We start from the raw sequence: 14,683 nt of genomic DNA, 5'->3' as shown, positions 1-14,683 counted from the left end.
TTAATTACCTCCTGTATAATTTGTTAATCTATCTGAATATTTTTTTCCATCAATAGTGTAATTGATTTTAAATTCACTTGGTCTAACTGAATTTCCCTCATATATGGGTTTCACATTAATTATTACTTCTTTACCTTCTTGTAACGCCTTTTTCCATGCGTTTTCTAACGATTTATACTCACTCCTATTTAATTTAGCATTCATCGGTACTAGATTGTCAATTTCACCTGGACCTTTGAAAATACTAGCTATCAAATGTCCTCCATCATCATTTGATAATCTATCTTCCCTACCAACTGTCCTTTGTGCATACGGATTCCGGTCAGCTTTACCAAGTTGCAACTTAGCTTCTACACTTGATATTCTTCCATTACCATCAGTTTTATAATGGTAACCTTCTTTGGTTGTATATTCAATATTAGGTTTCAATGCTTTCTTACCATCAACTTTTGTATAATGCTCTCCATAGCTTACCTTTTTAGAAGTATTACCCGTACCCTTAGTGCCAAGTTCAACGCCATCGTTGCCTGCTTTACCTTCGCCTAGATTTAACCCCGTCTTCTCACTCAGATAAGCTCGAACTTTATTCTCCAATCCATAGGTGTTTTTGGGCGGAACTTTAACGTTCCCAACCCCTTCCATGGCCAATCCCATTTGCCGGTCAGGGATTGTATTTTTCAGATTGGTCAGGGCGTTGTCTACGAACCGGGCGGTTTTCAGTGCACTGTTTGCGCTTTTGTTTTTCAAATGGTGCGGGATTTCTTTTGCCAAGCTTTTAGCATTTCTGATGCGGGGGAATATGCCTTTTTCTGCACGAACCACCATATCCCGGACAGATGATTTGGACTGCAAGCCCGTTTTCGTCGCTAATAATTTTAGATCACTGGCTTCTCTTAGATAGGAAAAACGGGCGGCGCTGCTGAATTTAGAAAGCCCCTTTACGCCAGGGACGATATCCAGTGGAGAAAGGACACCACGAAATACTCGTTCGTCTGTTTTCAACTCTCTCCCTGAAATCCAGTCTTTTCCGGAAACGGCTGAACTTAATTCTAGTGTACCATAAGCTGCCCCCAATGCCATCCCTGCTGGCGGACAAATGAAAGAAGTGCCTACTATGACAGCAAGTGCTGTTATTTGCCCCCAAAATTCTTTGTTCATCTGCCCATCTTTGATCGATTCATACTGAAAAGCCCGGGAATTCAATGCTGTTTGTATATATTCTTGTTTCGAAAAATTTGCTTTAGGGTTCAGTTCTTTCCATGAAGCGTATTCCTGTTCCATCAGTCTGGCATAGTAGTTCCTTTCGCTGAACAGATCTTCTAGTCCAACTTCCGCTTTCGGCACGTCGATTGTTTGTTGTGTGCCGTATGCTCTGGGAGCGACAACTGTTTTTTTGGCGCCAATGTGGTTTTTCGTTTTGATCTTTGATATAGATAAGTTGCGCATCGCTTCCACAAAAGCATCGATCTCTTGATAAAACGGATCATCGATGGTGCGGTCAACAATCTCTCCGACACGGCTGCTAAAGCGGTGCAAGACGAGATAATCTTCATATAATAGTTGATATTGTTTTTTTCGGTCTGTGTGGGTGAAAGAGATGACACCGTCTGTGTCATATTTGGCGATGTCTGCTTGAACGTCTTCGAGAAGATCGTTTAGATCTTTTAATTTATCAATCATGCCTTTGCCCCATACACCGAGACCGACCAGATCGCCAATACCTTTCTTCGTCTTTTCCCATTCAGAAGGGATATACTTGACATCCACTGCCTTCATGCCTCCGATTGAAACGAAATGGATTCCAATATGTGGAATAGCTGTCTGTTTCATTATATAAGAAAATAATGGAAGTTTTGGTAAATTGAAAGAAAAAAAGGGAATTTTAAGTAAAAAATACCATTCGTTTTTCAGATCATGTTCTTATTTTAGATCGTAGGAACCGATCGAATAGACCTAAACCAATTTTTCCAGAATGAAACGTTAAAAATATGGTCTCACTCTTCCTTCAATTGAATGAGAAGGGAATGAGCCGGATGTTTACTTTATTAAAACAGATGGGTCAGGTAAAATGGTTGATACAACATGGATTTCATTGTCGGCAGGCAAACTTTGAAATCTGTTTTAAACGGAAATAAAAAAGAGTCGTCGACCCCCAATCGTGCAAAAATCCCCGGGGATCGACGACTCTTTCAAATCTTCATTGAGCACAAGCAAATCAAAGATTTGATAAAAATTCCCCTTTTCGTTAAAATAAAAATAACCAGTCAAGCATTAAAAATGAAATGCTTATTTAACAACATTTTTTGAGGTTTTTATCTTAACTATGAGGAATTGAAACAAGATAATATCCGCATATTTGAATCTACTTTCTTTTAGTTTTTATCTTAACTATGAGGAATTGAAACCGTTGTTTGCTATCGGAATCCTAGTTTGTGGACTGTTTTTATCTTAACTATGAGGAATTGAAACCTTGTTAGGGTCATCTCTAAGTCCTTGGTAATTGACCGTTTTTATCTTAACTATGAGGAATTGAAGCATTGGTGCAACGAAACGACTAAATATTAGTGCTTTTTGTTTTTATCTTAACTATGAGGAATTGAAACCTTACATGAATAATTAATAGAAGAAGTATTCGTTCCACTTTTGAAATGAGGGCTTTCAACATTAGTTACATCTAGATCCTTAAGTCTCAACATTCTTTTGCAATACTTATTTTCAAATGTCGATTCTATACCGTGAGAAACACCACAGGAAAAAGACCAACAAAGTCTGAGATCTCATCGGTAAAGGGATTATAGAGATTTTAGGCAGAAGAAAAAGAAAGTCTGACGGAAAAGCCTCGGAAAAATCTTCGGATTGCTTACTTATACTCGATATTTGCATCTTTGATCAATCTTTTATATGTTCCACTATTCAAAATCCTTCTTTGAAGTTATCACCCTATAAATCAACATTTCACGTTGTTTCTCTGACATTTCATTTAAGCACGCTTCTCGTTAGAGAATCCATGTCAAGCCCTTGATGGATAGATCACATACATATATGTATATTTATTCAAAATTTTGATAAAGATATACTGCAACACTCTGTATTTTTTTCTTGCAGAAAACAAACTAAACTTTTTGAGCTAGTAATAACTTTACAAAAATTTTATAAATCACCGTAAAAAAGATTAAATGAATTGTTTACTTTTTCCTGACTTTTTAAAGATTTTTACTATATTTTTCTCTTTTCTAAACAAAATAAGATTGAATTGTAAGTTAATAGAAAAGAAAGGAGAAAAGGAGAATGGATGAAAGAGTTTTAGAGGTTCAAAGATGACTGAATAAAACCTATGGCGGTAGAGCTGGTTTTAATGAAGTGACTGAAGACGGAATTACTGGGTGGAAAACGGTCTATCGCTTAATCCGGGCACTACAATTGGAAATGACAATTGTTTCTTCCAACGGCAATAAAGGAAACTGTTCTCCAATATCAACATAAAAATCAGAATATTCAGTTAAATAAAAGTGGTTTCGTTCTAAATCTGATAAAAACTCGTGCTGCCTATTCGTTTTAATTCCCTTTAAATGAGCAGAGCGATCTAGTAAAGGTCGTCTTGAATGTTTAACCAATGCCAATATCAAAACCTATACTTGAGCAACGATCTACTTAAATCAGCTTTAAATGTTCTTCTTTTGGACATAAAAACACCCCTTTAGACAATCATAATCTAAAGGGGTAAAACTGTGCAATTTTTTATGACTTTATTCAAAGCCACATATCCACTGCCCAATTGCTTTATTCGACTGTTACGCTTTTGGCTAGGTTGCGTGGTTTGTCGACGTCGCAGCCGCGGTGAAGGGCAGCGTAGTATGCAATGAGCTGCATTGGAATGACGGCAACAAGCGGAGTTAGATCTTCATGAACTTTTGGCAAGATGAAACGGTCATCATCTTCTTCAAGTCCTTTCATGGAAATAACGCATGGATATGCACCGCGGGCAACAACTTCTTTTACATTTCCGCGAATGCTTAAGTTTACATGCTCTTGGGTTGATAAAGCAATGACCGGTGTTCCGTTCTCAATTAACGCAATGGTTCCATGCTTTAACTCGCCGCCGGCAAATCCTTCCGCTTGAATGTAGGAAATTTCTTTTAATTTGAGCGCGCCTTCTAAGCAGACGTAATAGTCAACGGCACGGCCGATAAAGAAGCAGTTTCGAGCTGTCAAAAGATAGTCTCGGGCAATTTGTTCCATTTCATCCTTTTGGCCGCATAGTGTTTCCATTGCATTCGAAATAATGGCAAGTTCTTGCAATAGGTTAAAATCAAGCTTGATTCCTTTTGTTTCAGCTGCAACAGCTGCTAAAATGGCAAGAACCGCAATTTGTGCTGTATATGCTTTTGTAGACGCAACCGCAATTTCAGGTCCGGCATGAAGCAGCAGCGTATAGTCCGCCTCACGGGAAAGAGTTGAACCCGGAACATTCGTTATAGTTAATGCTTTATGTCCAAGCTCCTTCACTTGAACAAGCACTGCACGGCTGTCTGCCGTTTCTCCGCTTTGTGAAATGAAAATAAACAGCGGATTATTTGATAAAAGCGGCATATTGTATGAAAATTCACTGGCAACGTGCACTTCTGTCGGTACTTTTGCCCATTTTTCGATTAATTGCTTTCCTACAAGCCCTGCGTGATAGCTCGTTCCGCACGCTATAATATAAATGCGGTCCGCTTCATGAACAGCTTGAACAATTTCTTGATCAATTTTTAATTGATCGTGTTCGTCTTGATATTTTTGAATAATTTTACGTATAACAAGCGGTTGTTCATCAATTTCTTTCAACATGTAGTGAGGGTATGTTCCTTTTTCAATGTCGCTTGCATCAAGTTCAGCAGTATATGGAGCGCGTTCTATTACGTCCCCGTTTAAATTTTTGATTGTCACTTGATCACGAGTGACAATAACGATTTCTTTATCCATTAATTCGACAAATTGATTTGTTACTTGCAGCATTGCCATGGCGTCTGAAGCAACAACATTAAAGTCTCCGCCAAGTCCCACAAGAAGAGGGCTTTTGTTTTTCGCAACATAGATCACGTCTCGGTTATTTTCATCTAATAGAGCGATCGCATAAGATCCCTTCAACAAGGATAATGTTTGGCGAAATGCTTCTTCGACACTTAAACCTTTGTTGACAAATTGTTCAATTGTTTGAACAATAACTTCCGTATCCGTTTCACTTTTTAATTCAACATTTTGTAAATACTCACGCTTTACTTGCAAATAGTTTTCAATGACACCGTTATGCACAAGTGTAAAGCGTTTGGATGCACTTTGGTGAGGATGCGCATTTTCTTTGCTAGGCGCTCCATGAGTAGCCCACCGTGTGTGGCCAATTCCGATGGAAGCTGAAACACTTCTGTCCACACCTTCACGAAGCTCCGCAATGCGTCCTTTTTCTTTAAATACATATGTTCCTTCTCCGTTTAATACTGCAATACCTGCAGAGTCGTAGCCTCTGTATTCTAATTTTTCCAAACCGCGCAATAAAATTTCCTTGCAGTCTTGTTGTCCGATATATCCTACAATTCCGCACATAGTCTTTAGTTTCCTCCCCATTTAAAGGGGACAAAAGAAGCCTGAACAACTGGGGACAGATCTCTTTCCAGCCATCAAAGCTTCTCTGTCCCCTCACACATGTTTTGTAAAATGTATCCCGTTATGTCACAGTCTTTTTGTGCAAAGAGTCGCCTCTTTGTTTTAAGACGTGACTTTACGGCTGTACGGGAAGGCAACCGGGAGGCATCCGCCGAAACTTCGATAAACCTCCTCCTCGTCAACTAAGCAGATGTCCGCTCCTGCTTAGTCCAGGCGCTTTACAATAAAAAATTTTCTAACTGCCCACCTTTCTATTCTAGAATGTGCTAAAACAATTTATATATTACAATATGGAAAAGCAGTTCGTCAATTCATTTCTGTCTTTCCATATTGTATTATATGATTTCAAGCGTTTTCTCGATACAATGAATATTCAATAAAGAAAGGGAGCTTGCCTCCCCACAACCTCCTGAAAGTAACCGGCATCCGCCAGCTACTTTCAGGTAAAAATCGAAAAATAAATCGAGTAGGAGGGAGCGATTAACTCCCGTCCTCTCACACCACCGTACGTACGGTTCCGTATACGGCGGTTCAATTAAGATAATTGACGCAAGTCTTTATAACTTCCGTGAATAGCTGTTCTCTTTATGCCAGTGGTCACTCCACCCTCCAAGAGATCTCCCACGGGATTCACCGCTTCCTCCCTCAAGTGAGGTACTACGTTTTCTGTGTTCATCATGACTCACTGAATGCCAAGGGCTATTCTCTCTTAATTGTTCGGTCCTTCTTAGTTGTTCTAGACCAACTAATACTATGACCTCTGCTGACTTCTGACTGTTCAGCTATCTATCACTAGATAGGTTACCAAGGTTACTTGGCGTGCCAGCCAGACCTCCCCGGGTAAGAGTGTAATCTTTCCTTCCATCCATCTGCTTCATTTACTCTGTATCACCTTCGGCAGAAAGGGCTTTGTTTTGTCTTGCAAACTCACCCAGTGATACCTAGCCTCATATGAAGTTCGTGTTCCTCAGACCGGAAGTTTGCCGCTCGCTTCCTTCAGATTCCGCGTCACCACGGACACCCTTGCGTTAAGCTAACTGCTACTTCTGCCTTCGCAGCTCGGGACTTTCACCCTATAGATTACACCCATGCCGGGCGCACAAGCAAGTGGAGAAAAACGCATTGTTTTTCTCCACTTATTTATTTTAGAGACTTATCGGACAGCCCCCGTCTCTTCATCATTCAACGCCCATTTCCGCTTTGATGACTTCCACAATTTTTTTCACGTACCGCTGGCATTCATCTTCCGTCGGCGCTTCGGCCATTACACGAACGAGCGGTTCTGTTCCGGAAGGACGTACGAGAATTCTTCCATTTCCGTTCATTTCTTTTTCTACTTCTTCTATAACAGCTTTTACTTTTTCATTTTCCATGACAGCCTGCTTATCCTGCACCTTTACATTGATCAAAAGCTGCGGGAATTTTTTCATTTCACTCGCAAGTTCAGAAAGCTTTTTGCCTTTTGTCTTCATTATGTTGACAAGCTGAATCGCTGTTAAAAGACCGTCACCCGTCGTATTGTAGTCAAGAAAAATAATATGTCCGGATTGCTCTCCACCTAAATTGTAGTTGTTTTTCTTCATCGCTTCGACAACATAGCGATCGCCGACAGCGGTTTGAACACTTTTTAGTCCATTTGCCTCCAAAGCTTTATAAAAGCCTAGGTTGCTCATAACTGTCGATACAACAGTGTCCCCGTTCAGCATTCCCTGCTCTTTTAAATATTTGGCGCAAATAAACATAATTTGATCCCCATCAACAATTTTTCCGTTCTCATCAATGGCAATCAAACGGTCCCCATCACCGTCAAACGCTAAACCTATATCTGCTTCTTTTTCTTTCACAAATTCCGCTAACGTTTCTGGATGAGTAGACCCAACCCCATCGTTAATATTCAGACCATTTGGAGATGCACCGATTGTCGAAACATCTGCATCCAAGTCGGCAAAAAGATGTGTAGCTAGTGATGATGTGGCTCCGTGCGCACAGTCCAAAGCGATATGTAAACCAGTGAACTCTTCGTCAACCGTCTGTTTTAAATATTGCAAGTATTTTTGTACGCCTTCAAAATAATCGCTCACTTGCCCCAGATCAGAGCCGGTCGGTCTAGGAAGGTTATCTTCTTCTTGATCGAGCAGCGCTTCAATTTCTTCTTCTTGTTCATCGGAAAGCTTAAAACCATCAGGGCCAAAAAATTTTATTCCGTTATCTTGAACAGGATTATGCGAAGCGGAGATCATAATGCCTGCTTCGGCTCCTAATGCCTTTGTCAAATAAGCAACACCTGGTGTGCTAATGACTCCAAGCCTCATTACCTCGGCGCCAATGGAAAGAAGCCCGGCAACTAAAGCACCCTCAAGCATATGACCTGAAATGCGGGTATCCCGGCCAATCAACACTTTTGGTCTATTTTTATCTTTTGTTAACACGTACCCGCCAAAGCGTCCTATTTTAAACGCTAATTCAGGAGTGAGTTCACTGTTGGCAACTCCTCTTACTCCGTCTGTACCGAAATATTTTCCCATGAATCATCGCTCCTTTTAAAAAATATCACTTAATTTGAAGCTTCTTCAGCAGACTTTTTCTGTTCAGATGGTTCAACTGAATCGTTATTTTCTTCTATTTGATTTCTTCTTTCATTATCTGCTTCTTCCAACGAGTTTTCTTTATTGGATAAGCGAATCTTCACTTTTTCACTCGATAAAACTGTCGAGAGGTTGTAACGGTTTTTGGCCTCCACATTTACTTCATGTTCTCCTTCATCTAACCCTGCAACATTCACATACAATTCGATATCAGATTCTTTTACGTTTTTCAAAACACTGTCTTTTCCTCGCACAACAACATCCAGCTTTCCTGTGTCCGGATCAATAAATTCAATTTCCTGATCGTTTCCTAAACCGATGACTTTGATCGGCACCTGTTTAAACGTCTTTTCTTCTCGTTTTTCAATATCTATTTTAATTTGAACTTTATTCGGGACTACGTTTGTCACTCCATCCGGAGCCGGAACATCAGCTTCAACTGTCGCATTTTCTTTGATTTTGCTTAAGTCGACAGATACATCATCAATAGACTCTATTTGCTCTAGCACATCCTTTGGACCATAAATTATCACTTGGCTAGGGATCGATTGAATCGATGATATGCTCAGTCCATCAGAAAGCTTTCCTGTTGTTTTGATTTTTAAGGGTACAGATTTCGATTTCGTTGGGCTTTCTACCGGCACTGTTACGGTAACCGCTGACGGTTCGATTGTAACAGGCAGGATGTTCCCATTTGCATCGTATACTGCCACTTTTGACTTCTGTACAACTGTTCCATCAGCACCTTCCAAACTTACTGTTGCTTTCACAACAGCTACAGCATCAATATGCTCTTTTGCGCCTGTAATTTTTACACTGTCCGGTTTAACAATCGGACGCTCCGCAATGTAGCCTTCCTTCATTTTGTTTTTATTAATAACATCCACTTCAACCGGAAAATTTTCAGATACCTTTTCATGAATACCTACTGTAATGACAGCCGGATCAATGTCAACCTCCAATTGGTCAGACAAGTTTTTATGTTTCAAACGGACACTGTGCGTGCCAACGGATAAATCCGTTAAATCTGCAAAAATTTCAAAGTCCTTGACTTGTTTTGTCGTAGTGACAATACTTTTGGGCCCTTCAATCGTAACGGTGACGGTTTGGGGAATACCGGTGACAACAAATGCACGGTCGTCATAGTATACGTTTACGGGCACATCTGTAATTGTAGCTGTTTCGGTTGTGGATGGCGACCGAAATATATTGTATTTTTCTTCATTATTCGAAGCAGGCGATTCTATATTCACTGAAGCATATAGCATGAGCGCTAGCAACAATGCAATGATGCGCATAAACCAGTTGCTATTCATTAATTTATCCATTCTTTTTCACCCTCCATTGCCAGCGGCTAGAGGAAGCAGCTTTCGTACGGTTAAACTCAGCCAAGAGCATCTCCTTTAACGTTTCTGGAGTTAAATGTCTATGCAGCTCACCATCCTTGGCAATCGATATACCGCCTGTTTCTTCAGAAACAATGATAGTTATACTATCGGTTACTTCACTAATTCCCACTGCAGCGCGATGGCGTGTGCCCAGCTCCTTCGATATAAACGGGCTTTCGGAAAGCGGCAAATAACAGGCAGCAGCGGACACTTGATCTTTTTGTATAATAACTGCACCATCATGTAAAGGGGTATTGGGGATAAAAATATTAATTAATAGTTCAGCAGAAATATGGGCATTTAGCGGTATACCGGTCTCAACATAATCCTCCATTCCTATTTTTCGTTCAATCGAAATGAGAGCACCGATTCTCCTTTTCGCCATATACTCAACAGCTTTTGCTATTGCTTCGGTCATGTTTGTTTGCCCATCATCTTCCTGGCTAGCTGCCCTTGCAAATAGACGCCCCCTTCCTAATTGCTCAAGGGCTCTGCGAAACTCCGGCTGGAAAATAATGATGATAGCCAAAAAACCCCAAATCAACACTTGGTCCATTAACCATTGCAAAGTATTCAAGCCTAAATATTGGCTTAACACTCTAACGATAATGATTACGATAATTCCTTTTAAAAGCTGAACAGCTTTCGTTCCACGAATCACCATAATCAATTTATAGATAACGAACCAAACGAGGAGAATATCAATGACATCTATGAGGTAATGCAAAAGAGAAAAATCCCCTAAGGTCATATTGTTTTCCTCCAATAGTTCATCAAATCGCGATTGATCTATTCTAATCAAACTTCTAGGTTTGAAAATCTCTCTAATCAAAATTCCACTTTATTATATCATAACTTTTCCTAAATGCACTTAAACATAAAAATAGACCATCCTACTAAAGATGGCCTATTGTTTAAAAACCTCTGACAGAGTCGATTTTACTTCATACCACAGCCACTCAAACAATTCGTTTATTTCCTCAACCTCTCCGGTAACTTGACCGGCAGAAGCCAAATATTGGTCTCCGTTAATCACCGTTACATTTCCTTCAACTTTTCCTTCTATTTTAATATCACCGTTTTTAACAGTAATATCACCTTTCACCGTTTCTCCTTCAGGCACAATAACAGTACGGTTGTCAACAACCAAATTATCATACTTTGTTACGCTGAATTGGCTTTCTTCATAAGAAGCAAATAAACTTCCAGTCATTAGAATAACAAATAGTGCAGCGGCTGAAAAGAAAGGATGATTTCGGAACCAGCGTCTAGTTGAGACCGTACGCTTTTCTTTCGGCAATTTTTCTAACACCTTTTGCGTAAAATCTGCCGGTGCTTCAACATGTGAGATACTCTTGACAAACGCTACAGCTTTTTCCAATTCTTGATAATGTGCCTTGCAATCCTCACAAGATTGCAAGTGTTTTTTTAACTCACGGCCTTCATCCTCATGCAAATCCCCGTCCAAATACTTATGGATCATCTCCACTACATGCTTAGGACATTTCATCTTACTCACCCCAATCACAAATGCCTTAATTGTTTGCGTAAAGCCTCCCGTCCCCGGTGTATTCTTGTTTTAACTGTTCCGACTGGAAGTTCCAATATCTCTGCGATTTCTTGCAAGGATAGCTCCTCAATATATCTCAATACGATGACTGATCGATATTTATCCGGCAGTTTTAAAATTTCCTTTTGAATCGTTTCTTGCAGTTCAATTGCTTCAACTTCTTTTTCAGGCATTGCAATATCAGATGATACTTGGGAGTACATTGTTAAGCCATCAGTCCCCGCAACTTCTGCATCTAAATAATAGTCCGGCTTCTTTTTCCGAATACGATCAATCGATAAATTGGTTGCAATCCGATAAATCCATGTAGAAAATTTTTTGTTCATATCAAATGAATGGATGTTCATATACACTCTTATAAATGCTTCCTGTGCTATGTCCTCAGCTTCATGGACGTTTCCCAGCATTCGATAACAAAGTTGAAAAATTTTATCTTTATATAATTCAACAACTTCTGCAAATGCATTTTGGTCGCCTTTTTTAATTTGTTTGATCTTTTTATTTATAAATTCTTCCATTTTTCTACCTCCGCAGTTGCGGGTACATCATGATACGAATTCGTTCCCCAAAGGTTTCATTTTTTTATAAATCTATTCTAGCAAATTTTAGGAATTTATGTTTTCATCTGCAAGAAAAATTTTTTCCTTTTGTAGCAAAAACCTTTCTTATTCCCATTTCTGGGCTTTTTATAAAGAAACGTCCAACTTGTCATAATGAAAAATGACATTACAAATTTTTTCAGAGGGGTTGCACCTCACGCCACGTTAGGTATTATGATCACAATAGGTTTATAAAGATAAGTGTTTGGGGGGCGATGTTAAAGTGAAGGAAGAGACTTACTTTACGATTGGCGAATTTTCTAAAAAGACGGGAACAACAATCCGAACATTGCATTATTATGATCAAATTGGACTGCTCAAACCGAAAAAAAATCCTCGTTCTGGACACCGATTATACTCTGCTCATGATGTATTGACACTTCAAAAAATAGTCAGTCTTAAATTTTTAGGATACAGTTTAGAACAAATCAAAGAGTTAATTAATGAAACCAACTTCGATTTAAACTTAAAGGAAACTTTACAGTTCCAAAAAGAAGCGCTTGAAGAACGAAAGGAACATATTGAAGAAGTGCTCAAAGCCATTAAACGAATTCTTACGATTTTAGAAGAAGAAAAAGAAGTGGATAGCAATGTTTTAATGAGTCTTATTCAGAGCATACAAACAGAAAAAGAACAGCGCAAATGGTTAGAACATTATACGTCAAAAGAAGTAGCTGAAAAGCTTTTTGATCAGCCTGAAGAGGTAATGATCTCCCTTGACAAAGAATACATCCAATTATCCCAAGAAACAAAAAGATTGGCAGGAAGACCTGTCGATGATCCTGAGGTAGAAGCGTTAGTCGAAAAATATATGAAAACAATATTAGAATTTATCGGAAAAGAATTAATTAGTGCTATCGGGAATTTAGATGAAGCTGAAATTAAAACTATTGAAAATAAATTGGCATCTCCATTTACACAGGAGGAAGAGGAGTGGCTTCAGCAAGTGATGGAACATTATGCGATGAAAGCTGGGTTTCTCCAAGATGAAAATATTGACCGACTTTAGGCAAATGAAAAAACTTCACCTCCCCTTTTCCAATTGGGGAGGTCATTTTTTATCTTTGAATTACAGGATGATGGATATTCATTCAGCTCCCATTTTCCCGAAACCTTCCCCAAATTTTATCGAGTGAAGTGTTCCGCCGGAAGCCCAATTATCTCTTTCATATTCATCGAAAACTACTGTAACCCATTCTTCTTTCACGTTTAGTATTTGCGCTGCTGCTTTTGTTATTGCCTCAGTAAACTGCTGTTTCTGTTCTGCGGTTCTTCCTTTAGCCAGCTTTACGTTGATAAAAGGCATCGAATCACACCCCCTTTAAGCCATTTGAATTTATAATCATCCGGATCTGTGCTATTTCAAAAAATGAAACAAGACAGAAGTTTGTCGATATACTTCGTCACAACACCCGTAAAAACCTTTGCTGGGCAGTCATTGTATGCAAAATGTTTTACACAAATCATCCTCTACAGCAACAATCTTCTGGAAAAGAGACTAATTTTTAAAATCAACCAAAAAATCATTTAGGTCATGGTTCCATTTCGGAACAACCGCATTACCAATACTAAAAGGAAAAATACAATTCGCCTTCAATGGTATATCCAAATTTAAAAGGCTGTTATGGGACTAAAAAGGCGAATGCTCCTGCATATAGTCTATTACATTATTTTGAGATTCAAAAGCGAGGATTAGATATAATCGAAGAATTAGTAACATTTCAAATAAAAAAATCCTGACAATTTCTTGTCAGGAATTAAGTTCATCTCATTTTATAAAGTTTTCCCCGTTGAATTTAAAAAGCGGAAGACGGGACTCGAACCCGCGACCCCCACCTTGGCAAGGTGGTGTTCTACCACTGAACTACTTCCGCACAAATGGTGAGCCATGGAGGATTCGAACCTCCGACCCTCTGATTAAAAGTCAGATGCTCTACCGACTGAGCTAATGGCTCGTAAAAAAATTTTTTCTTCTAATCCATTTTTCATTTGTCAGATGTCCCTTCCTCTTCCTGATCTTTCGAGGATGCTGGATGCGTCGGGACAACTCGCTGCTTATTCGACGAGGCTTTGCCCTTTGTAAAATCTAGTTAAATCTTACTTTCTATCTAACATTTTTACAAAAAAAAGAACAGACATGAACTGTCTTTTTATAATAAATGGCTGGGCTAGCTGGATTCGAACCAGCGCATCACGGAGTCAAAGTCCGTTGCCTTACCGCTTGGCTATAGCCCAATATCACCATTCATCTCTTGACTAATTATATTGTACCAATAAAAAAATCACTTTATACAACATTTTGTTGTTTAATGTGATTTCAATGTTTCATAACATTCTTCGGCATGGTGGAGGGGGACGGATTCGAACCGCCGAACCCTAAGGGAGCGGATTTACAGTCCGCCGCGTTTAGCCACTTCGCTACCCCTCCGATTATTAAAAATGCCGGCGAGAGGAATCGAACCCCCAACCTACTGATTACAAGTCAGTTGCTCTACCAATTGAGCTACACCGGCGCAATAAATACTTTAAATCACACTCAGTTTTTACCTTTGTTTAAATTGTTATGCCAGCCTCATTAAACTTGTTTAAGAAAAGCTTGTTTAGTACATGGTGGAGGATGACGGGATCGAACCGCCGACCCCTTGCTTGTAAGGCAAGTGCTCTCCCAGCTGAGCTAATCCTCCATGGTGACCCGTACGGGATTCGAACCCGTGTTACCGCCGTGAAAGGGCGGTGTCTTAACCACTTGACCAACGGGCCATTTCATTTTCATAACTTAATGACAACCGACATTCGACATTTTAGCACATGGCATAGATAGAAATCAAGAAAAGATTTGCTTTGCTTTTGAAAAGCTTCCAACCGGGCTCGAACCGGTGACCTCTTCCTTACCATGGA

General features: G+C 39.5%; 9 protein-coding genes, 8 tRNA genes, 1 pseudogene and 1 CRISPR repeat array (1 of these 19 cut by a window edge). Of the genes and pseudogenes, 1 reads left to right on the top strand and 17 read right to left on the bottom strand.

Translation table 11 applies throughout. From position 1 onward, the window contains the following. The 8 genes and pseudogenes from NSU02_RS01110 to sigW all read right to left on the bottom strand — a co-directional run bounded on the left by NSU02_RS01110 (window position 1) and on the right by sigW (window position 11,704). Window positions 1–1,776, bottom strand: coding sequence for a DNA/RNA non-specific endonuclease (locus NSU02_RS01110; protein WP_339193850.1), 1,776 nt, complete (start codon window positions 1,774–1,776; stop codon window positions 1–3). Window positions 1,777–2,308: 532 nt separating this feature from the next. Further along, window positions 2,309–2,603: a CRISPR direct-repeat array (repeat unit 30 nt; unit sequence GTTTTTATCTTAACTATGAGGAATTGAAAC). Window positions 2,604–3,419: 816 nt separating this feature from the next. Next, window positions 3,420–3,685, bottom strand: a pseudogene (locus tag NSU02_RS01105) (hypothetical protein); the annotation flags it as partial. A gap of 95 nt (window positions 3,686–3,780) precedes the next feature. Continuing rightward, entirely contained in the window at window positions 3,781–5,583 is a 1,803-nt protein-coding gene (glmS, locus tag NSU02_RS01100) for a glutamine--fructose-6-phosphate transaminase (isomerizing) (protein ID WP_066251722.1), read from the bottom strand. A 1,238-nt stretch (window positions 5,584–6,821) separates the two neighbouring features. Beyond that, window positions 6,822–8,168: a phosphoglucosamine mutase gene (glmM, locus tag NSU02_RS01095; protein ID WP_063388716.1), complete on the bottom strand. Its 1,347-nt coding sequence runs from the start codon at window positions 8,166–8,168 to the stop codon at window positions 6,822–6,824. 29 nt (window positions 8,169–8,197) lie between these two features. Beyond that, window positions 8,198–9,556 (bottom strand): CdaR family protein, encoded by a 1,359-nt coding sequence (locus NSU02_RS01090; RefSeq protein WP_339193847.1) that lies wholly within the window; start codon window positions 9,554–9,556, stop codon window positions 8,198–8,200. Then, entirely contained in the window at window positions 9,549–10,367 is an 819-nt protein-coding gene (cdaA, locus tag NSU02_RS01085; protein WP_063388714.1) for a diadenylate cyclase CdaA, read from the bottom strand. Before cdaA ends, NSU02_RS01090 begins: the two co-directional genes overlap by 8 nt. A gap of 156 nt (window positions 10,368–10,523) precedes the next feature. Then, window positions 10,524–11,126: an anti-sigma factor gene (locus NSU02_RS01080; RefSeq protein ID WP_063388713.1), complete on the bottom strand. Its 603-nt coding sequence runs from the start codon at window positions 11,124–11,126 to the stop codon at window positions 10,524–10,526. Window positions 11,127–11,140: 14 nt separating this feature from the next. Beyond that, window positions 11,141–11,704, bottom strand: a complete 564-nt coding sequence (gene sigW, locus NSU02_RS01075; protein ID WP_063388712.1) for an RNA polymerase sigma factor SigW — start codon at window positions 11,702–11,704, stop codon at window positions 11,141–11,143. Between the two features lie 304 nt (window positions 11,705–12,008). Here sigW and NSU02_RS01070 point away from each other — a divergent pair, with 304 nt between their 5' ends. Then, window positions 12,009–12,794 carry a MerR family transcriptional regulator gene (locus NSU02_RS01070; protein ID WP_066251727.1) on the top strand — a complete coding sequence of 262 codons (786 nt, stop codon included), beginning with the start codon at window positions 12,009–12,011 and terminating at the stop codon, window positions 12,792–12,794. 78 nt (window positions 12,795–12,872) lie between these two features. On the opposite strand, the gene NSU02_RS01065 is transcribed toward NSU02_RS01070, so the two are convergent. The 9 genes from NSU02_RS01065 to NSU02_RS01025 form a co-directional block, all read right to left on the bottom strand. Then, window positions 12,873–13,091: a 2-hydroxymuconate tautomerase family protein gene (locus NSU02_RS01065; protein WP_066251730.1), complete on the bottom strand. Its 219-nt coding sequence runs from the start codon at window positions 13,089–13,091 to the stop codon at window positions 12,873–12,875. Window positions 13,092–13,587: 496 nt separating this feature from the next. Beyond that, a tRNA-Gly gene (locus tag NSU02_RS01060) sits at window positions 13,588–13,659 on the bottom strand. 5 nt (window positions 13,660–13,664) lie between these two features. Further along, a tRNA-Lys gene (locus tag NSU02_RS01055) sits at window positions 13,665–13,740 on the bottom strand. Between the two features lie 205 nt (window positions 13,741–13,945). Then, window positions 13,946–14,020: transfer RNA gene (locus NSU02_RS01050), tRNA-Gln, on the bottom strand. 108 nt (window positions 14,021–14,128) lie between these two features. Further along, window positions 14,129–14,213 (bottom strand) — tRNA-Tyr (locus NSU02_RS01045). Between the two features lie 12 nt (window positions 14,214–14,225). Beyond that, a tRNA-Thr gene (locus tag NSU02_RS01040) sits at window positions 14,226–14,298 on the bottom strand. Window positions 14,299–14,393: 95 nt separating this feature from the next. Beyond that, window positions 14,394–14,469: transfer RNA gene (locus NSU02_RS01035), tRNA-Val, on the bottom strand. A gap of 1 nt (window position 14,470) precedes the next feature. Further along, window positions 14,471–14,545: transfer RNA gene (locus NSU02_RS01030), tRNA-Glu, on the bottom strand. A gap of 93 nt (window positions 14,546–14,638) precedes the next feature. Continuing rightward, window positions 14,639–14,683: transfer RNA gene (locus NSU02_RS01025), tRNA-Thr, on the bottom strand (it continues 28 nt past the right edge of the window).

Origin of the sequence: Aeribacillus sp. FSL W8-0870 (genome assembly GCF_037963755.1) — a bacterium.
Lineage (GTDB): Bacteria > Bacillota > Bacilli > Bacillales > Aeribacillaceae > Aeribacillus > Aeribacillus composti.
This window is presented reverse-complemented; position numbering and strand designations above follow the sequence as displayed.